Origin of the sequence: Mesorhizobium vachelliae (assembly GCF_033977325.1) — a bacterium.
Classification (GTDB): domain Bacteria; phylum Pseudomonadota; class Alphaproteobacteria; order Rhizobiales; family Rhizobiaceae; genus Mesorhizobium; species Mesorhizobium vachelliae.
In genome coordinates this window covers 560,040-583,598 of sequence record NZ_JAVIIR010000002.1, presented here as the reverse complement: position 1 = coordinate 583,598, position 23,559 = coordinate 560,040, and the positions used below count along the sequence as shown (strand labels likewise).

The following is a 23,559-nucleotide window of genomic DNA, read 5'->3' as shown; positions in this document are numbered from 1 at the left end:
CTCCCTTGTGGGAGAAGGTGTCGCCGCAGGCGACGGATGAGGGGTGCTCCAGATGCCACCAGCGTCTCACTCCGCTGGAACACCCCTCAACCGTCTCGGCGCTGCGCGCCGATCCACCTTCTCCGACAAAGGGAGAAGGAGATGGCGCGCGCCTTTACGCCAGTTCCTCGGAGTGGCTGATCGTGACGCCATACTCTGCGGCCGAGTCCAGAACCGTGTGCCACAGGCTTTCCGCAAAAGTCGCGAACACCAGCAAATTGAATACAGCCTGTCCGTTGCGGTCTTCGCCGCGCCAGAGCGTGATGCTGGTGTGGTCCACCGACGTCGCGGCCGCCGCGCCCGCGCCAAACACATCGGGATGCAAATCAATCGACGACAGCTTGGCGAGCGTCGCGCGCGCCTTGTCGCCGGAGACGCTGATCAGCGCCCGCGCATGCGATTGATCGGAAAGCGAAGCCGATCCGGCAAAGACAGGCGCAAGCATCTCCATCGTGTGTTTGCCGCCTTTGGACAGCACGAGGAACTGGTCCGGTCCCGACCAGATCAGCATCGCGTCGGTCGCGTCGACCGCCTTGGGCGTTTCCGGCGCGGCGACACCGAAACGCGCCTTCGCGGCCTTGGCCATGTCGCCGGCCTTGCCGCGCCGCGCCATCACCTGGATGAGGTCGAAATTGCGGATCTCGGCCAGCGCCACGCCGGCGTCGCCCTGCGCGCCGTAAGGGCCGGCGACCAGCGCGCGGTCGAGCGGGCTGCGGACGTTCCAGGAAAAATCAGCCACGCTGGCGCCCTCCATCCGGATCGTAGAAGACGGAATTGCAGAGCTCGACATCGTAGTCCTCGCCGCGCAGCGGATCATGCGCGCGCACGATCTCGCCGATGCGTTCGCGGCCGCGCTCGACAAGGCCGAGGCCGATCCACTGGTCGAGCACCGGCGAGAAGCAGACCGAGGTGATATAGCCCTGATCGTTGTCCGGCCCGGGTGTCTCGCCCTTGGGAATGATGTGCGCGCCGGAGCGCAGGCGCCGCGCCTTGTCGGTCGGCTTGATGCCGACGACCACCTGCCGGTTCACTGCTGCCAGCGCCTCGCGGCCGGCCATGACGCGGCCGATGAAATCCTTCTTGGTCGACATCATCTTGCCGAGGCCGAGATCGGCTGCCGTCGTCGTGCCGTTGAGCTCCGGCCCGGCGACATGGCCCTTTTCGATGCGCATCACACCAAGCGCTTCCGTCCCGTAAGGCGTCACGCCGAACGGTTTTCCCGCAATCATCAGGTTGCGCGCCATCGCCTCGCCGTAGCGCGCCGGCACCGAAATTTCGAACGCCATCTCGCCGGAGAAGGAGATGCGGAACAGCCTTGCCTTGATGCCGCCGCGCAAGCCGACTTCGCGCGCGCCCATGAACGGAAAACCTTCGTTCGACAGGTCTTCGGCCGGGTCGACGATCTCTTTCAAGAGGTCGCGGGTCTTCGGCCCGGCGATCGAGAACTGCGCCCACTGGTCCGATACGGAGGTCAACTGCACGTCGAGTTCGGGGAACAGCACCTGGCGGCAGAATTCGAGATGCTGCATCACCAGCCCGGCCTTGGCCGTCGTGGTGGTGAGGAAATAATGGTCCTCGGCCAGACGCGAGGTCGTGCCGTCGTCATAGACGATGCCGTCCTCGCGCAGCATCAGCCCGTAGCGCGCCTTGCCGATGGCAAGGCTGGAGAAGGCGTTGATGTAGACGCGGTCGAGGAAGGCGCCGGCATCAGGCCCGTGCACGTCGATCTTGCCGAGCGTCGAGACATCGCAGAAGCCGACACCTGAGCGCACCGCCTTGACCTCGCGGGTGACCGATTCCAGCCAGTCCTTCTCGCCGGCGCGCGGATACCATTGGGCGCGCTTCCAGAGGCCGGTGTCGACGAAGACGGCGCCCTGTTCGGCCGCCCAGTGATGCGACGGCGTCAGCCGCGTCGCATGGAAATTCTCGTCGCGGTGATGCCCGGCGAAGGCGCCGATGGCGACGGGCACATAAGGCGGCCGGTAGATTGTCGTGCCCGTCTCCGGGATAGACTTGCCGCTGACCGCCGCCATGATGGCGAGGCCGGCGACATTCGAGGTCTTGCCCTGGTCGGTCGCCATGCCGAGCGTCGTGTAGCGCTTCAAATGCTCGACTGATTCGAAACCTTCGCGCTGCGCCAGCTCGACATCGGAAGCGGTGACGTCATGCTGCTGGTCGACAAAAGCCTTACCCTTGCCGGCGACGTGCCAGAGCGGCGTCAGCGAGAAAGCCGCATCGTCGGCAACCGGCATCGATCCGGCATTGCCGCTGCGGCCGGCGTCGCGTGCCGCGGCGGCGCCAGCTTCGAACCCTTCACGCAAGCAGGCGCCAAGACCGAAGGCGCCATTGGCAGCGCCCGCCGCCACCATGCCGGGCGGCGCGCCGTCCGGGACGAAGGCGGCAATGTCGTCACGCCATTTCGGCCGGCCGCGATGGTAGGAGGTGAGGCCGACCGCTGGATTCCAGCCGCCGGAGACGGCAAGACCATCAGCTTCAACCTCGGCGCGCGCGCCACCGGTCAGCGAGACGGAAATCTTGCGCACGCCGCCTTTGCCGCCGTCGACGCCGGCAACGGAGCCGTGCAGCACAGGGAAGCCGCCCTTGCTGGCCAGCGAGCGATGAGCCTGCGAAACGTCCGGCCGCGCATCGATCACGGCGGCCACTTGCAGCCCGGCGGCGATCGCCGTTTCGGCCGTGCGCCAGCCATCCTCATTGTTGGTGAAGAGCGCGATGCGTCTCGCCGGCGTGGCCGCGTAGCGGTTGATGTAGCTGCGCATGGCGGACGCCATCATCACGCCCGGCGTATCGTTGCCGGCAAAGACGATGGGACGCTCGATCGCGCCGGCCGCGACGACACAGCGCTTGGCGACGATGCGCCACAGCCGCTGGCGCACCTGATGCTCCGGCGGTACGGGCAGATGGTCGTTGACGCGCTCGATCGCGCCATAGGTGCCGCCGTCATAGACGCCGAACAGCGTCGTGCGCGTCATGATGCGCACATCGGGCATCGCCGAAAGCTCGGCGACCGTGCGCGCGATCCATTCGGATGCCAGCAGACCGTCGATCGTTCCGCCATCGGCGAGCAGGCGTCCGCCAAGGACGAAATCCTCCTCGCACAGGATGACGCGCGCGCCGCTGCGTCCCGCGGCAAGGGCTGCCGCCAGGCCAGCCGGACCGGAACCTGCGATCACCACGTCGCAATGCGCCCAGGCCTTGTCATAGTGGTCCGGGTCGGAAACGCCCGCCGCGCGGCCGAGGCCGGCGGCGCGGCGGATCGCCGGCTCGTATATCGCTTCCCAGAACTTCGCCGGCCACATGAAGGTCTTGTAGTAGAAGCCGGCGACGAAGATCGGCGCGAACAGCTGGTTGACCGACATGACGTCGAAATTGAGCGATGGCCAGCGGTTCTGGCTGGCGGCTTCGAGGCCCTCATAGAGTTCGGCCGTGGTTGCCTTGGTGTTGGGCTCGCGCCTCGCGCCGCTGCGCAATTCGACCAGCGCGTTGGGCTCTTCCGAGCCGGCGGTCAGGATGCCGCGCGGGCGGTGATATTTGAACGAACGACCGACGAGCTTGACGCCATTGGCGATCAGCGCGGACGCCAGCGTATCGCCCTTGAAGCCCGAGAACGTCTTGCCGTCGAAGCGGAAATTGAGCGCGGCCGACCGGTCGATGAGGCCGCCATTGCTCAGCCGGTTTGCCTGGTTGCCGCGCATCACGCACCAACCTTGGCGGCGCCGGCGCCGGCGCCGGCCGCCGGCTCGACGGCCGAAATCTCATGCGTCAGCGTGTTGCGGGTGACCTTCAGCCACGCCCGGCAGCCGCCGCCATGGTACCAGTGCTCGCTCATCACGCCGGCGATATTGTCGCGCAGATAGACGTAATCGTAGACCGCGTCTTGGCCGGCATCGGCCGCCGGCCGTTGCGGCTTGGCGTCGCCGAGATAGGTGAACTCGCCGAGTTCGCGTTCGCCGCAGAAGGGACAGACTATGCGCATGGTCGGGTCTTCAATGGAGGTTCGGTTGGGCGCCCTGGCCCTTTTCGTCGATCATGGCGCCGCGCTGGAAGCGGTCGAGGCGGAAGAGCGCGGCTTCCTTGTGCGATTGATCGCGGGCGATGAGATGGGCAAAGACGAAGCCCGAGCCCGGCGTCGCCTTGAAGCCGCCATAGCACCAGCCGGCATTGATGTAGAGGCCGTCGATGGGACTCTTGTCGATGATCGGCGAACCGTCCATCGACATGTCCATGATGCCGCCCCACTGGCGCAGGAGCCGCACGCGGCCGATCATCGGGATCAGCGCCATGCCGCCCTCGCAGACATCCTCCACCACCGGCAGGTTGCCGCGCTGGGCGTAGGAATTGTAGCCGTCGATATCGCCGCCGAAGACCAGTCCGCCCTTGTCGGACTGGCTCACGTAGAAATGACCGGCGCCGAAGGTCATGACATTGGGCAAGAGCGGCTTGATCGCTTCGGAGACGAAAGCCTGCAGCACATGGCTTTCGATCGGCAGGCGCAGGCCGGCCATAGCCGCGACGCGTGACGAGGAACCCGCCACCGCCATGCCAACCTTGCCGGCGCCGATCTTGCCGCGCGACGTCTCGACGCCGGTCACCTTACCGTTGGCGTCGCGCATGAAGCCTGTGACCTCGCAATTCTGGATGATGTCGACGCCGAGTTCGCTCGCCGCATGCGCGTAGCCCCAGACCACGGCGTCATGCCGCGCCGTGCCGCCGCGCCGCTGCAGCAGGCCGCCTTGCACGGGAAAGCGAGCATTGTCGAAATTCAGGAATGGCAGCATTTTCCTGAGCGCCGCCTGGTCGAGCAGCTCTGCGTCGATGCCGTTGATGCGCATGGTGTTGCCGCGCCGGGCGAAGGCGTCGCGCTGCGCGTCGGAATGGTAGAGGTTGAGCACGCCGCGCTGGCTGACCATCGCGTTGTAGTTCAAGTCCTGCTCCATCTTCTCCCACAGCTTCATCGACAATTCGTAGAAGCCGGTGTTGCCGGGCAGGCCGTAATTGGAGCGGATGATGGTGGTGTTGCGGCCGGCATTGCCGGAGCCGATCCACCCTTTTTCGAGCACTGCGACGTTGCGGATGCCGAACTCGTTGGCGAGGAACCAGGCGGTGGCGAGCCCGTGGCCGCCGCCGCCGATGATGATCACGTCATAACGGTCCTTGGGCGCTGCGTCGCGCCAGGTCGGCTGCCAGGTCTTGTGGCCGGAAAGAGCGGCGCGGGCGAGCGAGAAGATCGAATATTTCATTGCGTCATTCCGAGGCCGCTCACCCGTAACGCTGGATTTCAGATATCCAGCGTGTGGTCGCGCTCCCACTGCGTGAAGTGCGAAGCATAGGAATTCCATTCCTGCTGCTTCAGCTTTAGATATGCCGACGAAAATTCCTCACCCAGCGCCGTCTTCAACGATTTGTCGCTGTCGAACTCGCGCAGCGCATCGAGCAGGTTGAGCGGCAGTTTCGGCGCGTCCGTCACCGTATGACCGAACTGGTACATGTCGATGTCGTAGCGCTTGCCGGGGTCGGCCTTCGAGCGGATGCCGTCGAGGCCGGCGGCGATGATCACCGCCTGCAGGAGATAGGGGTTGGCGGCGCCATCCGGCAGGCGCAGTTCGAAGCGCCCGGGGCCGGGCACGCGCACCATGTGGGTGCGGTTGTTGCCCGTCCAGGTCACCGTGTTCGGCGCCCAGGTCGCGCCCGAAATGGTGCGCGGCGCGTTGATGCGCTTGTAGGAATTCACCGTCGGGTTGGTGATCGCGGCAAGCGCGGAGGCATGCTTCATGATGCCGCCGAGGAAGTTCCTGCCCTTGGCGGATAGGCCGAGCTCTTCCGAATTGTCGGCAAAGACATTGGTCTTGCCGGTCTCGTCCCACACCGAGATGTGCGCATGGCAGCCATTGCCGGTCAGGCCCTGGAAGGGCTTGGGCATGAACGTCGCGCGCAAGCCGTGCTTTTCCGCGATCGACTTGACCATGAACTTGAAGAAGGAATGCTTGTCGGCGGTCGCCAGCGCATGGTCGAAGTTCCAGTTCATCTCGAACTGGCCGTTGGCGTCCTCATGGTCGTTCTGGTAGGGCCCCCAGCCCAGCGCCAGCATGTGGTCGCAGATCTCGGCGATGACGTCGTAGCGGCGCATCACCGCCTGCTGGTCGTAGCAGGGTTTCGAGGCTGTGTCGTATTCGTCGGAGATCGCCTTGCCGTCGGGCGAGATCAGGAAGAACTCGGCCTCGACGCCGGTCTTGACATGCATGCCGTCGCGGGCGGCCTCCTCGATCACCCGCTTGAGCGTGTTGCGTGGCGCCTGGTCGACGAGCTTGTCGTCCATCACGCAGGTTGCCGCCACCCAGGCGACGTCCTTCTTCCAGGGCAATTGGATGACCGAATCCGAATCCGGCACCGCCAGCATGTCCGGATGCGCCGGCGTCAGGTCGAGCCAGGTCGCGAAGCCGGCGAAGCCCGCACCGTCCTTCTGCATGTCGGCGATCGCCTGCGCCGGCACCAGCTTGGCGCGCTGCCCGCTGAACAGGTCGGTGTAGGAGATCATGAAATATTTGACGCCGTTTTCCTTGGCGAATGCGGCGAGATCGTTCCCCATTATAGTTCCTCGCTTATGTGGTCTTGGAAGTCTGTCTTAGAAGCCGTTCTTCCCCGGTATCCAGTTGGTGCCGGCCAAAGGCACCCCAGCCATCGCGGCGGCTTCGATCGAGAGCGCGACGAGATCCTCGGGCTCTAGATTGTGCAGGCTGTTCTTGCCGCAGGCGCGGGCAATCGTTTGCGCCTCCAGCGTCATCACCTTAAGGTAGTTCGCCAGCCGCCGTCCGGCCGCGATCGGGTCGACCCGCTTCATCAGCTCGGGGTCCTGCGTGGTGATGCCGGCCGGGTCGCGGCCCTCATGCCAATCGTCATAGGCGCCGGCCGTGGTGCCGAGCGCATTATACTCCGCCTCCCAGCGCGGATCGTTGTCGCCCAGCGCGACGAGCGCGGCCGTGCCGATCGACACCGCGTCGACGCCGAGCGCCAGCGCCTTGGCGACATCGGCGCCGTTGCGGATGCCGCCGGAGACGATCAACTGCACCTTGCGGTGCATGCCGAGGTCCTGCAGCGCCTGCACCGCCGGCCTGATGCAGGCAAGCGTCGGCTGGCCGACATTCTCGATGAACACTTCCTGGGTGGCGGCGGTGCCTCCCTGCATGCCGTCGACCACGACGACGTCGGCGCCGGCCTTCACCGCGAGCGCGGTGTCGTAATAGGGCCGAGCACCGCCGACCTTGACGTAGATCGGCTTTTCCCAGTCAGTGATCTCGCGCAGCTCGAGGATCTTGATCTCGAGATCGTCCGGCCCGGTCCAGTCGGGATGGCGAGAGGCCGAGCGCTGGTCGATGCCCTTGGGCAGCGTGCGCATCTCGGCGACGCGGTCGGAAATCTTCTGTCCCAGCAGCATGCCGCCGCCGCCGGGCTTGGCGCCCTGGCCGACGACCACTTCGATCGCGTCGGCGCGGCGCAGGTCGCGCGGATTCATGCCGTAGCGCGAGGGCAGGTACTGATAGACCAGCGTCTTCGAATGGCCGCGCTCTTCTTCGGTCATGCCGCCGTCGCCGGTCGTGGTCGAGGTGCCGGAAAGCGTGGCGCCGCGTCCGAGCGCCTCCTTGGCCGGGCCGGAGAGCGAGCCGAAGCTCATGCCGGCAATGGTGATCGGGATCTTCAGCTCGATCGGCTTTTTGGCGTGGCGCGAGCCCAGCACCACATTCGTGTCGCAGCGCTCGCGGTACCCTTCGAGCGGATAGCGCGAGATCGAGGCGCCGAGGAACAGGAGGTCGTCAAAATGCGGCAGCTTGCGCTTGGCGCCGGCGCCGCGGATGTCATAGATGCCGGTCGCCGCCGCGCGGCGGATTTCGGACAGCGTGTAGTCGTCGAAGGTCGCGGATTTGCGCGGCGTCGTGGGAGGATTGTGATAGGCCATTTCTGTCCTCAATACGCGTCGGCGTTGTCGATGTTGAAATTGTAGAGTTTGCGGGCCGAACCGTAGCGCTTGAACTCCGACGCCTTGACGCCGGTGACGCCGGCCTTGTCGAGCAGGCCCTGCAGCAATTCGATATGCTCGGGCCGCATTTCCTTGGCGATGCAGTCGGCGCCGAGGCTCTCGACCTTGCCGCGCACGAAGAGCCGCGCCTCGTAGATGGAATCGCCCAGCGCGTCGCCGGCATCGCCCAGCACCACGAGATTCCCGGACTGCGCCATGAAGGCCGACATGTGGCCGATATTGCCGTGCACGACGATATCGATGCCCTTCATCGAGATGCCGCAGCGCGACGAGGCATTGCCTTCGATGACGAGCAGCCCGCCGCGGCCGGTGGCGCCGGCATATTGGCTGGCATCGCCCTTGATGACAATCGAGCCCGACATCATGTTCTCGCCGACGCCGGGGCCTGCCGAGCCATGCACGGTGATCGTCGCGCCGTCATTCATGCCGGCGCAGTAATAGCCGACGCTGCCGCGCACATTGATCGAGACCGGCTGGTCGACGCCGACGGCGACCGAATGACTGCCCTTCGGGTTGAGCACCTCCCAGGCGGTCTCGTTCGAGCCGGGCGTGAGCTGGTGCAGCGCCTGGTTCAATTCGCGCAGCGACTGTTCGGACAGGTCGAAGACGCGTGATGCCTGACTGTGGGCATGGCCTTGCTCGCGCTCGACCTTCGACATTGGGGTTGCCGGCATTAGCTCAATGCTCCCAGAAATAAACGGTTGCGGGCTCGGGCTCCCAGACTCGCGCATTATCGATGCCGGGCAGCTTGGTCAGCGCGCGATATTCCGAACCGAAGGCGACATACTGGTCGGTCTCGGCCATCACGGCCGGCTTGCAGGCGATCGGATCGCGCACCACGCCGAAGCCGTTCTTGGTGCCGACGACGAAGGTGAAGAAGCCGTCGAGGTCGGAGAGCGTGCCTTCCAGCGCCTCGCCGAGATTCTTGCCATGCGCCATCCGGTTGGAGAGATAGGCTGCCGCCACTTCGGTGTCGTTCTCGGTCTCGAAGGTCATGCCGTCGCGGATCAGCTCGCGCCGCACATTGTTGTGGTTGGAGAGCGAGCCATTGTGCACCAGGCACTGGTCGGCGCCGGTCGAGAAGGGGTGCGCGCCCATCGTGGTGACAGCCGATTCCGTCGCCATGCGGGTATGGCCGATGCCATGCGTGCCGGTCATGGCGCGCACGCCGAAGCGGTCGACGACGGCTTCGGGCAGGCCGACTTCCTTGTAGATCTCCACTGCCTCGCCGGCGCCCATGATGCGGATGTCGGGCCGCAGCGTCTGCAGCGCCTCGCGCGCGGCGTCTACCTTGTCCGGCGTGGTCCGGATCACCGCATGCGTGGACTTGACCGCGACGCTGACCGGCGCGCCGATCGCCTTGGCAAGTTCGGCGTCGAGGCCGCGGAAATCGCGATCGGGCTTCGGCGACTGCACGGTGATCTTGGCTTCATTGCCGGTGGCCGCGCCGTAGATGGCGATGCCGGCGCTGTCCGGTCCGCGGTCGCTGAGCGACACCAGCATCTCCGACAGCATGGCGCCGAGCTTCGGCTCCAGCGCCTTGTCCTTCAAGAAAAGTCCGACGATTCCGCACATGCCAGCCTCCGACGTTTTTTGGCTCTCAGATGATGTACCCAATGAGTGAGCCGAATTCAATTGGTATGAAAAAAATTTTCCTGTGGTTACAAATTTGACGGCGCATTGCCCTCGGCACTATCGCCGTCCGGGCGCGCCTTGTGAACCCAGATCGCATGGCGGATGCGCGCGATCCTGTAGGCGTCGAGGATCGAGAAGGCATAGATCAGGAAACCGCCGGCATGGCGGCCGATGAAGCTGGCGTCGGCCGGCGCCAGCTTGGTCGTTATCCAGCCAAGGATCACCATGAAGAACAGGAATTGCAACCCGCGCGCCGGCACGCCGAGCATGACATGGCCGCTTGCCGGCAAGACCATCGCCGCGCCGAGCACGAGATAGGGATTTATCGGAGCAGGGGTTGCGGTTCCGTCGCTCATGCGGCCCGCCTTTCGCGCCGGTTGATGGCTTGGCGAAGCGTCGAGGCCGCTTCGAGCAACCGCTCGATCAAGGCGGGATCGATCCTGGCATCGCCGAACGCGGCCTGCCGGAACACGCCATAGCGCGCGCGCTCGGCCTCGGCCAGCAGCCACACGATGCGCACGCCCTTTGGCGTGATCAGCAATTCCTTGGCGCGGCTTTCGGCGAAGATGTCTGTATGCGCGGCGATCAGATCCTGCGGGAAGGCGACGCCTCTGCGGTCCGTCTTCAGCACCGCGTCGGCGGGAAAGCCGAGCACCTTCGGCAGCGTGTACTCAAGATGGTCGAAATTGGAGAATGTCGTCGCCGAATTCGGCCGCATCATCATGTCGAAGACACCGGGCACCGCGACCGGCTCGGTGATCGAAACGCTAAGCCAGCGCGTCGGCAGCTTTCGTGTCGCCAGCGTGTCGACAATGGTCCGCAGCTGAACGCGCTGACCGTTCCAGGAGCCGGCCCAGGTGACGACGCCGGCCGTGCCGTCGGAAATGTCGGTGGCGTCGGCAACGACGCTGCGGACGCCCGCCATGTCGGCGGCCAAAGCCGCCTTCGCCCTGTTGCGGCCCGCCCGCGCCAGCCAGGCAATATGGCCGGCGACCCCTAATGCGATCGCCCCGGCAAGCAGTACTGACGTTAGTTCCGACATTTCGATACGCCATGGCCCGCCGTGAACAGGCGGGCCCTTACTCCACTCAATAACCCTGCGGCTTCGGCCACGGCATGGAGAACTGGTCGCCGCGCCGCACGAACTTGTAGCGGTAGAAGTGGAACCAAAGCGAGATCAAGAAATAGAAAACCGTCATCGCGATCAGCTGCGAGCCGAAGCCGAGGAAGATGGCAAAGAACGTCACCATGCACAGGCAGAACAGGACGATCGCCGGCAGCGGATGGAAGGGGTGCGTGTAGCCGCGGCGGATCGTGCCAAGCGGCCATTTCCGGCGGAACATCATGATGTTGATGCTCATGAAGGTGTATTGCAGCACGCCCGACAGGATCGAGAAGGTGATCGCCTGGTTGAGGTCGGCGATGAAGGCGAAGGCCAGCGCGATCGGCAGCAGGAACAGGATCGAACGATAGGGCGTGCGATACTTCGGATGCACCGCCGAGAACCAGCTTGGCAGATAGCGGTCGCGGCCGAGCGAGAACCAGGCGCGCGCCGCGTCGTTGATGCAGCCATTGGCCGAGGCAAGCGCTGCCAGCAGCGTCGCGATGAACAGCAGGTTTTCCAGCACCGGGCTGCCGGTCAATTTGCCGGCGTCCCACAGCGGGTAATAGGTGATGCCGAGATATTCCCAGGGCATCAGCGAGGCGCAGACGTACCAGGTCATCGCGGCGGCGATCAAAAGCGTGATCATGCCGGCCATGGTGCCGTAAGGCAGGGAGCGCGCTGGCGAGCGCACTTCCTCGGCGGCCTGGGTCGTGCCCTCGATGCCGAGATAATACCAGATGCCGAACTGGAAGGCGGCAATGACGCCGATCCAGCCATAGGGCAGCGCATTGGCGGGAGTGACCAGCTCGTTGAGCTTCAGCACCGCGCCTTGCGTCCACGGACTGACGGAGAAGAACAGGATGACGATCGAGACATAGGCGATCGCGGTGATGACGAAATTGACGTTGAGCGTCATCAGCACGCCGCGATAATTGAGCCAGGCGAGCACCACGATGGTGGCGGCGATGAAGGAATTGTGCGTCAGCCCTTCGACGCCGGCCTTGGCGACGATGGTGTCGCCGAGCAGGATCGCGTCCGACACTTCGAGCATGGTGTAGGCGAACACCAGGAACAGCGCCACGTTGAAGGCCATCAGCGGCCCGACGATGTGCTTGGCCTGCGCGTATTGGCCGCCGGCGGCGGCGACGGTGGATGTCACCTCCGAGTCGATCATGGCGACCGATGTGTAGAGCAGCCCGACGACCCAGCACACGATCAGCGCCGCGAGCGCGCCGCCCTTGTCGGCGGAGAAATTCCAGCCGGTGAACTCGCCGACCAGCACGATGCCGACGCCCAGCGCCCACACGTGCGCCGGGCCGAGCACCCGGAGCAGCGAGACCCTGTCGCCATGGATTGTCGTTGTTTGTCCCGTCTCAACCGCGGCCGTCATGTCAGTCCCCACTCAGATCCGGTGTTTTTCGGAAACGGCCTCAAGCTCGCCTTCGCGCGAGGATGTCAGCACGGCCTCGGAATAGGTCGTGTCGACCTTGAACCAGTCGTAGAGCATCCATGCCGCAAGCACGACCGAGATGGCCCAGCAAACGTAAGACAGTCCCATCCACATGATGTTTTCCCCAGGCTCTTTTGTCGTCAAAAGACTCTTTGTCGTCGAAAGTCTCTTTTGTCGTCGAAATCTATTTCTTGTCGAACTTCTCGTTGATGACCTCGCGATATTCCTTGTCGGAGGCGCGGAACAGGAAGACGAAATAGGCGATCAGCACGATCGCCATGATGATCAGCGTCGGCCAGTCGATGATGTAGTGGAAGCGGTTCTGGATGATGTCGTGCGCCGTCTCCGGCGTGTAGCCGAGCTTCTCCCAGATCGAGGCCATGGTGGCGTTCTGGCCGAGCGCGTCCCAGGTCTTGGCGTCGAGCGGGTCGATCGACTTCGCCGCTCCGGCGAGGCCGAGCTTCAGCGGCAGCCAGAGCGCCACGAAAATGGCGACCACAACGACCGCGATGTCGAGGATCTGTCCGGCCTTGTTCTGCTCCGGCGGGATATAGCGGGCCATGGTTTCTCCCTCAGGATTGACGGTTGCGGGCGGCGTCGGCGTTCTTGATGTCGAGCCCGTAGATGAAGTCCTTGTCTTCCTTGTAGTGGTTGAGCATGGCGAGGATGGCGGCGGTGTTGAAGATCAGCACTGCGGCGGCCGCGATCGCCACCACGAGCTTGATCCCGCCATGCGGAATATGTGGCCATGTCATCAGGAGGACGAAGAGGATCGTCGCCCAAAGGCAGACGATCAGGAGCATGGAACCACGCACGTCGGAGCGGTACAGCGCTTCGATGCGCTGCTGCAGGTCGGACATCGGTTTTCCCCTTCTGGCGACGTCCGGCCCCGAAATCGACCGGGCGTCCACTCTTTCAACAGAGTGAAATTTTTTTCATAAGTTCCGCCCGAATTCCGAGATTGTCAAGCCGGATTTACGCATCGTGAACCATTTGTCCCCGGGCAAGAAATTTGCCTGACAATGAAATTATTTGCTTCAAGGGGATTGCAGGGCTTCGCCGTTTGCGGTCAATATTCGCGCAAGCTCCGCCACCAAGCAGGAGCAGGGAACAGCAACCGCTTAAAGCGACCTAGATTGCACGGAGGACGATCGGATGACGGCATCCTGGAGATTCTCGACCCTGGCGGACCGCCACCGCGCGCTCGGCTCGAAACTCGAGGACTGGAGCGGCATGGGCACCGCCTGGACCTACGACAAGGACGCCGACGAGGAATATATCGCGATCCGCACCAAGGCCGGGCTGATGGACGTCTCCGGCCTGAAGAAGGTCCACATCACCGGGCCGCATGCCTCGCATTTGATCGATCTCGCCACGACGCGCGACGTGGAGAAGATCTATCCCGGCAAGTCGGCCTATGCCTGCATGCTGAACGAGGCCGGAAAATTCACCGACGACTGCATCCTCTACCGCATCAGCCCGAATTCCTGGATGGTCGTGCACGGCTCGGGCACCGGCCACGAGGAACTGCAGCGGGCGGCGATGGGCCGCGATGTCTCGCTGCGTTTCGACGACAATCTGCATGATCTTTCGCTGCAAGGCCCGACCGCGGTCGACTATCTCGCCAAGCATGTGCCGGGCATTCGCGACCTCAACTACTTCCATCACATGCAGACGCAGCTCTTCGGATTCCCGGTGATGATTTCGCGCACCGGCTACACCGGCGAGCGCGGCTACGAGGTCTTCTGCCGCGGCCAGGATGCCGGCACGATCTGGGACAGGATCCTCGAGGAGGGCAAGAGCGCCGGGATCATTCCTTGCCGCTTCACCACGCTCGACATGCTGCGCGTCGAGAGCTACCTGCTGTTTTATCCCTACGACAATTCCCAGAAATATCCGTTCGAGAACGAAGGCCCCGGCGACACGCTGTGGGAGCTCGGCCTCGACTTCACCGTCAGCCCCGGCAAGACCGGCTTCCGCGGCGCTGAGGAGCACTACCGCCTGAAGGGCAAGGAGCGCTTCAAGATCTACGGCGTGCTGCTCGACGGCAAGGAGCCGGCGGATGAAGGCGCGCCCGTCTATCGCGACGGCAAAAAGGTCGGCGTGGTGACCTGCGCAATGTATTCGCCGCTGGTCGAGAAATCGATGGGCATCGCCCGTCTCGACGTCGACTGCGCGGTCAAGGACACCAAGCTCGAGATCCGCAACAGGAGCGGCGCGATCAAGGCGACGGCGCAGCCCTTGCCGTTCGACGATCCGAAGAAGACCAAGCGCACCGCCAAGGGCTGAGGCATCAACGACGGGGGAGGGAATTCGAGGCACCAGAGCATGATCCCGAAAAGTGGGAACCGGTTTTCGGAAAAGATCATGCTCCAACTGATCTAGAGAGAATGGCAGCCAAGACGATCATCAGCCGGCCCATTTACGGAACCTTGTCTCCACAGCCCGGCAAGCATCATCTTTTCATCGCCGACGCCGAAGGCGCGCTGGCGATCACCGACATGGCCGGCAAGGCTCCGTCCGGCTTTTTCGACAGCGCGGAAATCGTCTTCATTCCGGGACCGGAGGGCAAGCATGTCGCGGCCCTCGAAGCGCTGAAGCCCGCGCAACTCCATACTGCACCTTCCTTCGCCAGCCTGCTGCCGCGGCTGAGACAAACGCTGACCAACGCCCATATGGGGTTGCGCCTCTATCTCACTGGAACCGAGGGCCTGATCGGCCAGGCGATGCAGGCCGCGCTCGAAGCCGGCATCGACCACACCTCCATTGAGACCGAGCATCGCGGCTCGCTGGCGCGGCGCATGCAGTGCGTGCACTGCAAGGGCATCACCGAGAATGTGACCACGCAGCCGGCGCTCTGCTCGCATTGCGGCCTGCTGCTTCTGGTGCGCGATCACTATTCGCGGCGCCTCGCCGCCTTCCAGGGGGTGTGCATCAACGCCGAGGATCGCTCCGAGATTCCTCCGATGGAGGAGATCTTCCGATGAGCACCGGCACCACCAAGCTCGACGTCGTCGTCAGCGACGTCGTCCCCGTCAACGATCTGGTCACCCGCTTCCATTTCCGCCGCCGCGACGGCGAGCTGCTGCCGACATTTTCCGGCGGCGCCCATGTCGTGGTCGAGATGCGCGACGGCGACCGCACCCGGCTCAATCCCTATTCGCTGATGGGCTCGCCGCTCGACACGCGCGAATACACGATTTCGATCCGGCGCGACGATGTCGGCCGCGGCGGTTCGCTCTTCATGCACCGGCAGGTCAAGCCCGGCCTGGAGATGGTGATCAGCTATCCGGTCAATTTGTTCTCGCTCGACCTCAGGGCGAAGAAGCATTTGATGCTGGCCGGCGGCATCGGCATCACGCCCTTCATGGCGCAGACGTCGCAGTTGGCGGGCGCCGGCGGCAATTTCGAATTGCACTACACCTGCCGCACAGCGTCGCTTGGCACCTATGCCGATGTCTTGCAGCAGCGCTACGGCAACCGGGTCAGGCTCTATCACGACGACCGCGAGGAACGCATCGATCTCGATAAGCTGTTGTCCTCGCAGCCGCTCGGCACGCATCTCTATGTCTGCGGTCCGGCCGGCATGATCAACTGGGTGCGCGATCGCGCAGCGGCGCTCGGCTGGCCGCCGGAAACCGTGCATTTCGAGCATTTCGCGGCGCCGCAGCCCGGTGCGCCTTTCGACGTGACCTTGGCCGTCAGCGGCAAGACGATCCGCGTCGGCGAGCAGCAGAGCCTGCTCGAGGCCATCGAAGCCGCCGGCGTCGATCCGCCTTATCTCTGCCGCGGCGGCGTCTGCGGCCAGTGCGAGACCAATGTGATCTCCTCCGAGGGCAAGTTCATCCACAACGATCACTGGCTGAGCGAGGAAGACCACCGTTCCGGCTGCAAGATCATGCCTTGCGTCTCGCGCTTCGAGGGCAAGTCGTTGGTCCTGGAAAGATAGGAGGCGGCAATGGGCATCACCTTTCGCAAGGAAACCTTTCGCGACGACTACACCTTCAGGAACAGCCCGGAGCACATCCGGCGCTTTCCGTTCCCGTTTAACGAAGACGCCTACATGTACGCGGTCAACATCGAGCCGCATGTCGTCGGGCCGAAAGGTAGCGTGCTGGAAAACCTGATCGACGTCGACGAGCACTATGTCGCCGAGATGCAGGACCGCGCGCTGGTGCTGGCCGAGGATCCGCTGCGCTGCCAGTCGCTGCCGCATATGACCTTAGCCGGCTGGGACCTGCTCGAGCTTCTGATGGAACAGCAGGCGCTGGGCTATCCCGAGCATTTCACCCTGGAGCGGAACGGCGACCGCTGGCGCTGGATCAACCGTCCGCTCGGCATCGACGACACCTTCACCTTTGGCGACACCTCGACGCTGCCCTATGGTCCGATGGAATACATCACCCGGCAGAGCCAGGGCGACTTCTGCATCCTCGACCAGCGCGACGGCAATCTGTGGATGGATGCCGGCATGGTCACCACCCAGGCCGACTGGTCGCTCGATTTCGACATCGGCATGAACTTCTTCGAATGGCACGCGCCGGTGCCGTTGGCGCATGAGAAGGGCATCTTCACGCGCGCGCTGAAATTCCTCACAAACATCCAGCAGGGCAAGCCGGCCAGGCGCCTCAACTGGACGATGACCATCAATCCGCGCCTCGACACCAGTCCTGAGAATTATCACAAATGGGGTCCGGACCGCGCCACCGTCACGCCCGAGAATGTTGGCGACAAGGTGCATCTGCGCGTCGAATTGCAAAGCTTCTGGCGGCTGCCGCGCTCCAACGGCATCGTCTTCCCGATCCGCTGCTACCTGATCAAGATGGACGAGCTGGTCACGCAGCCGAAATGGGCGCGCCGCCTGCACCGCGTCATCCGCGACCTGCCGGAAGAGCTCGCCACCTACAAGGGTCTGACACGGTACAGGCCGACGCTGGTGGAATGGCTGTCGAAGCTCGACGACGGCAGCCCGACGAGTTCGGGGTTTGGGCCTGATTAGAAGCTGCCAATCTCCCCCCTTGTGGGGGAGATGCCCGGCAGGGCAAAGGGGGGCGCGAAGGAACGCAAACCTTGCCCGTCCAGCCGAAAGACAAACAACATCTGAGATGTTGCGACCGCTATCACCTGATAAGCTGGCGGGACAGCGCTCCCCTCTGTCCTGCCGGACATCTCCCCCACGAGGGGGGAGATCAGCCAATCACCCGGCGCTGTTTTGCGGATAGCAAATAATCGACAAATACCGCATCGGCAGCTGCGTCAGCTCTTCCGGCCCGTGCGGCGCGTCGGCGTCGAAAAACAGGCTGTCGCCCGGCTTCATCGGATAGAGGTTGTTGCCGTGCCGGTAAACGACCTCGCCTTCGAGCATGTAGAGGAACTCCATGCCCGCATGCTGGAAGGTTGGGAAGACGTCCGAATTCTCGGTCAGCGTGATGAGATAGGGCTCGACCACGACGCCGCTGGTGTTGGCGCCAATATGGCCGAGCAGGTTGTACTGATGGCCGGCGCGGGTACCGCGCCGCTCGACATCGACGCCTTCGCCGGCCTTGACGAAGACGGCGCTGTGCTCTTCCTCGAAGCGGCGGAAGAAGGCGGTCACGGGAACGCCCAGCGCCCGCGACAGCGCCTGCAATGTCGTGAGCGACGGCGAAGTGATGCCGTTCTCGATCTTCGACAGCATGCCGAGAGAGATGTCGGTGGCCGCGGCGAGATCGGCGACGGTGATGCCGAGCTTCTTGCGGAAGGCGCGCACCTCATGGCCGATCGCCACTTCCAGCACCTTCTCGCGCGTGTCGCGGATGGCGTGCGGGTTCTGCGTCAGCGGCGTGCGGATCGTGCGCCCGTCCGCCGAAACGCGCTTCGGCGGCACCTTGCCTTTCGGTGCCGCATCGGTGGACCTGGTACCGGAATTCTTGTTCGCCATGTCGCCCCCGACTCTCGCGGATTTATTTCACTCAAGGTGAACATATTCGGTGGCGATACAGAAGCGCAACCGCGACGGCAAGCCATTGTGTGTCGCAGGGCTCGATTGCTTCAACGCGACCGCCGCCGCGTTTGCGCGGAAAAACCGTTTCACGCAAAGCGCGTTGCCACAGATGTTTGTTGACAGCACCGAAGACCCAATTACTGTCACTGTCAGTGAAATTTGTTTCGCTGGGGAAATCAAAAAAGAGGAGGCCCGCAATGAAATCTCGTGTCGCCGTCATCGGAGCTGGACCGTCGGGCCTGGCGCAGCTGAGGGCCTTCAAATCGGCGGCCGACAAGGGTGCCGAGATCCCGGAAATCGTCTGCTTCGAGAAGCAGAGCGACTGGGGCGGCCTGTGGAACTACACCTGGCGCACCGGCCTCGACGAGCATGGCGATCCGGTGCATGGCTCGATGTACCGCTATCTCTGGTCGAACGGCCCGAAGGAATGCCTCGAATTCGCCGACTACACATTCGAGGAGCATTTTGGCCGGCCGATCGCCTCCTATCCGCCGCGCGCCGTGCTGTGGGACTACATCAAAGGCCGCGTCGAGAAATCGGGCCTGCGCGAATGGGTGCGCTTCAACAGCCCGGTGCGCATGGTGACCTATTCCGACGAGACGAAGAAATTCACCGTCACCGCGCATGACCGCACCAACGACGTGACTTATTCGGAAGAGTTCGACAATGTCGTCGTCGCGTCGGGCCATTTCTCGGTGCCCAACGTGCCCTTCTTCGAGGGCTTCCCCACCTTCAACGGCCGCATCCTGCACAGCCATGATTTCCGCGACGCGATGGAATTCAAGGGCAAGGACATATTGATCATCGGCCGCTCCTATTCGGCCGAGGATATCGGTTCGCAATGCTACAAATACGGCGCCAAATCGATCACCTCCAGCTACCGCTCCAAGCCGATGGGCTTCAAATGGCCGGAGAACTGGAAGGAAGTGCCGCTGCTGCAGAAAGTCGTCGGCAAGACGGCGCATTTCAAGGACGGCACCACCAAGGACGTCGACGCCATCATCCTGTGCACCGGCTATTTGCATTCCTTCCCCTTCCTCACCGACGACCTCAAGCTCAAGACCGCCAACCGCATGTGGCCGCTCGACCTCTATGAAGGCGTCGTCTGGGAGAAGAACCCGAAGCTTTTCTACATCGGCATGCAGGACCAGTTCTACACCTTCAACATGTTCGACGCGCAGGCCTGGTACGCGCGCGACGTCATCATGGGCCGCATCAAGCTGCCCTCGGCCGAGGCGATGGCCGAGCACAGCGCCAAGTGGCGCGCCCGCGAGGAGACGCTGGAGGATGCCGAGCAGATGATCTGGTTCCAGGGCGACTACACCAAGGAGCTGATGGACCAGACCGACTATCCGGGCTTCGACGTCGAGGCGGTCAACCACACCTTCATGGAGTGGGAGCATCACAAGATGGAAAACATCATGACCTTCCGCGACAATGCCTACCGCTCACTGATGACCGGCACCATGGCGCCGTTGCACCACACGCCGTGGCTGCAGGCGCTGGACGATTCCATGGAGAGCTATCTCGAGGTGAAGGGCGTGGCGGCCGAGTGACGCTCGCTTTTCCGGCGTAGCCACAAACAGAAGGGGCCGTCCAGCAATATGTTGGACTGCCCCTTGATCGTTTCGAGCTTTCGCTCAGAAATAGCCGTCCGACGCCGCCGTCGGTTCCTTCGGGATTTCCACCCCGTCGACCAGGATCTTGTCGACCAGCTCGTGGTGGAAGCACACCAGCCCCTTGATGCGTTCGGCCTCGTGCACCGGCTCGGGATAGTACCAGACGAGGTTCTCGTGCCGCTTCTTCGGCGTCGTCACGTGGTAATAGTTGGAGATGCCCTTGTAGGGGCAGCGCGAGATGTAGCGGCTGGGCGTAAACATATCGAGCCGCGTATCCGAGATCGGCAGATAGTGGCGCACCGGGTGTCCGGTCTCGAACAGGAACACGCCGCGGCGTGAATCGGCCACCTGCTCGCCGTCGAGGATCACCTGCACGCGCCGCGACGAGGGCAGGCAGTCGACACGGCGGAACGGGTCGCGGGCGTGGACGAAGATCTCCTCGTCCTCTTCGTACCAGTGGGTCATCTTCGGCCAATAGAAGGAGATGTAGTCGGCGATCGGCGGACAGCCCTTGACGGGGTTGAGGTAGCGCCAGGCGCCGTCCTCGACCAGCGTGATGCCGGTGTTCAGCGAGTAATGCGTGGCGACACCCTTGAACGGGTCTTCCGTCGTCGTCCGGCTCGGCAGCAGGAACTCCTCGCGCACGTCGCTCATCGGGAAGTAGTAGACCGGCAGATGATCGCTCTCCTGGAACACCAGCGCCTTGGTGGTGTCGGCGACGATCATCGGCCCGACCTGTACCCTGATCCGCTTCGGCGAGGGCATGGTGAAGGCGACATAGCCCGGCTCGAACTCGTACTGCACGATGGTGTCGAGCACCGGGAAATGCGGCCCGCGGCCGCGCAGATGGGGCTTGCGAATGGTCGTCGTCCTCTTCTCGTCGTTTGCCGCCGGGTTCTTTCGCGCAACCGTGGTCATGACGTCACCGATACACGATCGAGCAACAGGCCGGCGGCGATCGGCGGCAGGCCGCTGACATTCTTGCGCACCGGCACCAGAAGGTCGGGGAAATAGCTGAAGATCACCGGCGTCTCGTCGAGCAGCAGCTTCTGGATGTCGGAGGCGGCCTTGCGCTGGGAGTCGAGGTCGAGCGCCTTGAGATAGCTGTTGACTATCCCGTCATAGGTCGGGTTCTTGAAATGCGCCGCGTTCCACGGGCCGTCGCTGACCAGCGGGCTTTTCAGGAACACGTTCGGCACGCTGCGATGCGCGTAATCGGTGATGCCGAGCGGGCTGTCCAGCCAGTCCGACTGGCCGAACACCGCCTTGCCGTAATATTTATCCTGGTCCTCGATGTTGAGCGAGATGCGCGCGCCGATCTCCTTGGCGAAGTTCTGGAAGAGCTGCGCATAGCCCGGGATGTCGGAATAGCGCAGCGTCGTCAGCGTCATGTCGAAGCCGTTGGCCAGGCCCGCCGCCTCCATCAGCTGCTTGGCCTTGGCGATGTCCTTGTTGCGCTGCGGCACCGACTTGTCGGTGACCGGGAAGGCCGGCGCGAACGGGCTGTCATTGCCGGTGGCCGCCATGCCGCGGCAGAGTCCGTCGACCAGTTGGGAACGGTCGATGCACAAGGCCAGCGCCTGGCGCACGCGCTTGTCGGTGAAGGGCGCCATGTCGCAGCGCATGTGGAGCTGGCGATGCGCGGTCGAGGCGACGCGCAGCACGGTGATGTCGGGATTGCCCAGCACCACCTGGCTGACGTCGAGCGGGATCGCGTCGAGCACGTCGACCTCGCCCGCCTGCAGCGCGAGAATCCGCGGCTGCACATCGGCATAGAACTTGAACTCGAGCCGGTCGGGCAGGGCCTTCTCGCCCCAATAATCGGGGTTGCGCACGAAGCTTGCGCCGACCTTCGGCGTGTAGCTTTCGAGCCGGAACGGACCGGTGCCTTCGAAGGTCTTCTCGTAGTCGCCCTTGTAGCTCGCCGGCAGGATGACGGCGTTGTAATTGTCGATCGACACGGAATAGGGGAAGCTGCCGTTCGGCGCGTCGAGATGGAATTCGACGGTGTGGTCGTCGACCTTGCGCGTGCCGCCCTTCGACAAGAGGCCCTTGAACACCGACAGCGCGTTGGACGGGCCGCTCGGATCGGCAAGGCGGTCGAAAGTGGCCACGACGTCGTCGGCCTTGAAGTCCTCGCCATTGTGGAATTTCACACCCTTGCGCAGCTTGAAGGTCCACACGCTGCCGTCGGCATTGGGCGACCAGCTTTCCGCCAGCGCCGGCTTCAGCGTCAGGTCGGGCTGCGTCACGCACAGGAACTCGGACGTCTGGAAAGCGAGCTGGTAGCTGCCGCTGTCATAGAAGGTGACAGGATCGATGGCACCGCCGGGCACGGCGACGCCGGCGCGCACCGTGCCGCCGGGCTTACCTTCGGCGCGCGCCTGCGTAGCGCCGAGGCCAATCGCCGAGGCGATGCCGCCGAGAAAGGGCAACGACAGGCCGAGCATGCTGCCATGGCGCAGGAATTCGCGCCGGCCGATCCTGCCGGCGAGCAATTCGTCGATAGCGGAATTTTCGATTGCGCTAAGCGTTTTGCGAGCGGCGTCGATCGTCCTGAAATGCTTCGGCATGGCGGCATTCCTTGTCTTGTCGCGGGGGGGCTTTGGCATTTAGGCCACTGTTGACCGCGACCGCAAAGCGATATTTTTTGATCGCTGCCATCGAAAATTTCGATGGCAGCGGAATTGAGGGGCAGGGGTTATGGATACCGAGAATCTGCGCAGTTTCCTGGAGGTCGCGGCGCATGGCAGCTTCACCGTCGCGGCGAGCCGACTGAACCTTGCCCAGTCGACCGTCAGCGCGCGCATTCGCGGCCTCGAGGAGCAACTGGGGCGCAAGCTGTTCGTCCGCGACAGCGACGGCGTCACGCTGACGCCGGCCGGCCGGCAATTCCTGCCGCATGCCTCGACGATCACCCGCACCTGGGAGCAATCGCGCCAGGACATCGCCGTTCCCGATGGCTACGAGACGCTGCTGAGGCTCACCGCGCCCGCCTATCTCTGGGACAGCATCACCTCGCCCTGGATCGAATGGATGCGGGCGAAGCGGCCGAGCGTGGCGCTGCGGCTCGAAGGCAGTTTCCCGGACCTTGCGATCGACCAGATGGCGGAAGGCCTGCTCGACATCTGCATCCTCTATCTGCCCAAGCCGCATCCCGGCATCGTCTATGAGACTCTAGCCGTCGATCAGGTGGTTCTCGTCCAGCACGCCGAGCAGCCCGGATTGTGGACGGATAATTACATCCTGATGGACTGGGGGCTGGAGTTCCGCGTCGAGCACGACCGCGCCTTTGCCGGCATGGTGAAGCCGGCGATCTCGGCCGGGCTGGTGTTCATCGGCTTGCAGCACGTCCTTTCGCAGAAGGCGGCCGCCTATCTGCCGCTGAGTGCCGTCAGCACCCAAATCCAACGCGGCGAGCTGAAGCGCGTCGAAGATACGCCGGTGTTCCGGCGCCCGATCTATCTTGCCTATCCGGAGAACCCGGCCTCTTCCGATGCCCTCGATATCGCGCTCACCGGCCTGCGCACGCTCGCCGGGAACCTATCGAGCGATCAGGCTTTCGCGGAGAGCGACCGCGCCTTCAGCATGTCAAGCATGTCTCCCGAAAGTGGGAACCGGTTTCGGGATAAAGACATGCGTAAAATCAAAAACCTAAAGCGCATGGAGCGAATCTGA

Annotated in this window: 23 protein-coding genes; 6 read left to right on the top strand and 17 right to left on the bottom strand. The window is 63.8% G+C overall.

What is annotated here, in order from left to right:
- Nucleotides 1–154: 154 nt before the first annotated feature.
- The 14 genes from RFM41_RS06380 to RFM41_RS06315 all read right to left on the bottom strand — a co-directional run bounded on the left by RFM41_RS06380 (nt 155) and on the right by RFM41_RS06315 (nt 13,139).
- The gene (locus tag RFM41_RS06380; protein WP_320246286.1) at nt 155–778 is read right to left on the bottom strand and encodes a sarcosine oxidase subunit gamma; all 624 of its coding nucleotides are present in this window, start codon (nt 776–778) and stop codon (nt 155–157) included.
- Complete coding sequence (locus RFM41_RS06375; protein WP_320246287.1) at nt 771–3,752, bottom strand: sarcosine oxidase subunit alpha; 2,982 nt, start codon at nt 3,750–3,752, stop codon at nt 771–773. The genes RFM41_RS06380 and RFM41_RS06375 overlap by 8 nt, the downstream gene beginning before the upstream one ends.
- Entirely contained in the window at nt 3,752–4,033 is a 282-nt protein-coding gene (locus RFM41_RS06370; RefSeq protein ID WP_320246288.1) for a sarcosine oxidase subunit delta, read from the bottom strand. The genes RFM41_RS06375 and RFM41_RS06370 overlap by 1 nt, the downstream gene beginning before the upstream one ends.
- Before the next feature lie 10 nt (nt 4,034–4,043).
- Nucleotides 4,044–5,297, bottom strand: a complete 1,254-nt coding sequence (locus RFM41_RS06365) for a sarcosine oxidase subunit beta family protein (RefSeq protein ID WP_320246289.1) — start codon at nt 5,295–5,297, stop codon at nt 4,044–4,046.
- 38 nt (nt 5,298–5,335) lie between these two features.
- On the bottom strand, nt 5,336–6,643 hold the full coding sequence (glnT, locus tag RFM41_RS06360) for a type III glutamate--ammonia ligase (protein ID WP_320246290.1): 1,308 nt from the start codon (nt 6,641–6,643) through the stop codon (nt 5,336–5,338).
- A 36-nt stretch (nt 6,644–6,679) separates the two neighbouring features.
- Nucleotides 6,680–8,008 carry an FMN-binding glutamate synthase family protein gene (locus RFM41_RS06355; protein ID WP_320246291.1) on the bottom strand — a complete coding sequence of 443 codons (1,329 nt, stop codon included), beginning with the start codon at nt 8,006–8,008 and terminating at the stop codon, nt 6,680–6,682.
- Between the two features lie 8 nt (nt 8,009–8,016).
- Nucleotides 8,017–8,748 (bottom strand): GltB/FmdC/FwdC-like GXGXG domain-containing protein, encoded by a 732-nt coding sequence (locus RFM41_RS06350; protein WP_488259987.1) that lies wholly within the window; start codon nt 8,746–8,748, stop codon nt 8,017–8,019.
- A gap of 19 nt (nt 8,749–8,767) precedes the next feature.
- Entirely contained in the window at nt 8,768–9,664 is an 897-nt protein-coding gene (locus RFM41_RS06345) for a class II glutamine amidotransferase (RefSeq protein WP_320246293.1), read from the bottom strand.
- A gap of 86 nt (nt 9,665–9,750) precedes the next feature.
- On the bottom strand, nt 9,751–10,080 hold the full coding sequence (locus tag RFM41_RS06340) for a hypothetical protein (RefSeq protein WP_320246294.1): 330 nt from the start codon (nt 10,078–10,080) through the stop codon (nt 9,751–9,753).
- The gene (locus RFM41_RS06335) at nt 10,077–10,766 is read right to left on the bottom strand and encodes a hypothetical protein (protein ID WP_320246295.1); all 690 of its coding nucleotides are present in this window, start codon (nt 10,764–10,766) and stop codon (nt 10,077–10,079) included. The genes RFM41_RS06340 and RFM41_RS06335 overlap by 4 nt, the downstream gene beginning before the upstream one ends.
- A 46-nt stretch (nt 10,767–10,812) precedes the next feature.
- Entirely contained in the window at nt 10,813–12,219 is a 1,407-nt protein-coding gene (locus tag RFM41_RS06330) for an APC family permease (RefSeq protein WP_320246296.1), read from the bottom strand.
- 12 nt (nt 12,220–12,231) lie between these two features.
- Nucleotides 12,232–12,393 carry a hypothetical protein gene (locus RFM41_RS06325; protein WP_320246297.1) on the bottom strand — a complete coding sequence of 54 codons (162 nt, stop codon included), beginning with the start codon at nt 12,391–12,393 and terminating at the stop codon, nt 12,232–12,234.
- A gap of 70 nt (nt 12,394–12,463) precedes the next feature.
- Entirely contained in the window at nt 12,464–12,841 is a 378-nt protein-coding gene (locus RFM41_RS06320) for a hypothetical protein (protein WP_320246298.1), read from the bottom strand.
- Between the two features lie 10 nt (nt 12,842–12,851).
- A complete protein-coding gene (locus tag RFM41_RS06315) occupies nt 12,852–13,139 on the bottom strand; it encodes a hypothetical protein (RefSeq protein ID WP_320246299.1) in 288 nt (95 codons plus the stop codon).
- A gap of 295 nt (nt 13,140–13,434) precedes the next feature.
- On the opposite strand from RFM41_RS06315, the gene RFM41_RS06310 reads away from it, so the two are divergent.
- The 4 genes from RFM41_RS06310 to RFM41_RS06295 all read left to right on the top strand — a co-directional run bounded on the left by RFM41_RS06310 (nt 13,435) and on the right by RFM41_RS06295 (nt 17,278).
- Complete coding sequence (locus RFM41_RS06310; protein ID WP_320246300.1) at nt 13,435–14,568, top strand: aminomethyl transferase family protein; 1,134 nt, start codon at nt 13,435–13,437, stop codon at nt 14,566–14,568.
- Nucleotides 14,569–14,669: 101 nt separating this feature from the next.
- Nucleotides 14,670–15,266, top strand: a complete 597-nt coding sequence (locus RFM41_RS06305) for a dimethylamine monooxygenase subunit DmmA family protein (RefSeq protein ID WP_320246301.1) — start codon at nt 14,670–14,672, stop codon at nt 15,264–15,266.
- Entirely contained in the window at nt 15,263–16,228 is a 966-nt protein-coding gene (locus tag RFM41_RS06300) for a PDR/VanB family oxidoreductase (RefSeq protein ID WP_320246302.1), read from the top strand. Before RFM41_RS06305 ends, RFM41_RS06300 begins: the two co-directional genes overlap by 4 nt.
- Before the next feature lie 9 nt (nt 16,229–16,237).
- The gene (locus RFM41_RS06295) at nt 16,238–17,278 is read left to right on the top strand and encodes a heme-dependent oxidative N-demethylase family protein (RefSeq protein ID WP_320246303.1); all 1,041 of its coding nucleotides are present in this window, start codon (nt 16,238–16,240) and stop codon (nt 17,276–17,278) included.
- A 198-nt stretch (nt 17,279–17,476) separates the two neighbouring features.
- On the opposite strand, the gene RFM41_RS06290 is transcribed toward RFM41_RS06295, so the two are convergent.
- Entirely contained in the window at nt 17,477–18,199 is a 723-nt protein-coding gene (locus tag RFM41_RS06290) for a helix-turn-helix domain-containing protein (protein WP_320246304.1), read from the bottom strand.
- 260 nt (nt 18,200–18,459) lie between these two features.
- Between RFM41_RS06290 and RFM41_RS06285 the strand changes: the two genes are divergently transcribed.
- On the top strand, nt 18,460–19,818 hold the full coding sequence (locus RFM41_RS06285; protein WP_320246305.1) for a trimethylamine monooxygenase: 1,359 nt from the start codon (nt 18,460–18,462) through the stop codon (nt 19,816–19,818).
- Nucleotides 19,819–19,902: 84 nt separating this feature from the next.
- Here the strand turns inward: RFM41_RS06285 and RFM41_RS06280 are convergent, their stop codons facing one another.
- A complete protein-coding gene (locus tag RFM41_RS06280) occupies nt 19,903–20,799 on the bottom strand; it encodes a DUF427 domain-containing protein (protein ID WP_320246306.1) in 897 nt (298 codons plus the stop codon).
- Entirely contained in the window at nt 20,796–22,454 is a 1,659-nt protein-coding gene (locus RFM41_RS06275; protein ID WP_320246307.1) for an ABC transporter substrate-binding protein, read from the bottom strand. Before RFM41_RS06275 ends, RFM41_RS06280 begins: the two co-directional genes overlap by 4 nt.
- 130 nt (nt 22,455–22,584) lie before the next feature.
- Between RFM41_RS06275 and RFM41_RS06270 the strand changes: the two genes are divergently transcribed.
- Complete coding sequence (locus RFM41_RS06270; protein WP_320246308.1) at nt 22,585–23,559, top strand: LysR family transcriptional regulator; 975 nt, start codon at nt 22,585–22,587, stop codon at nt 23,557–23,559.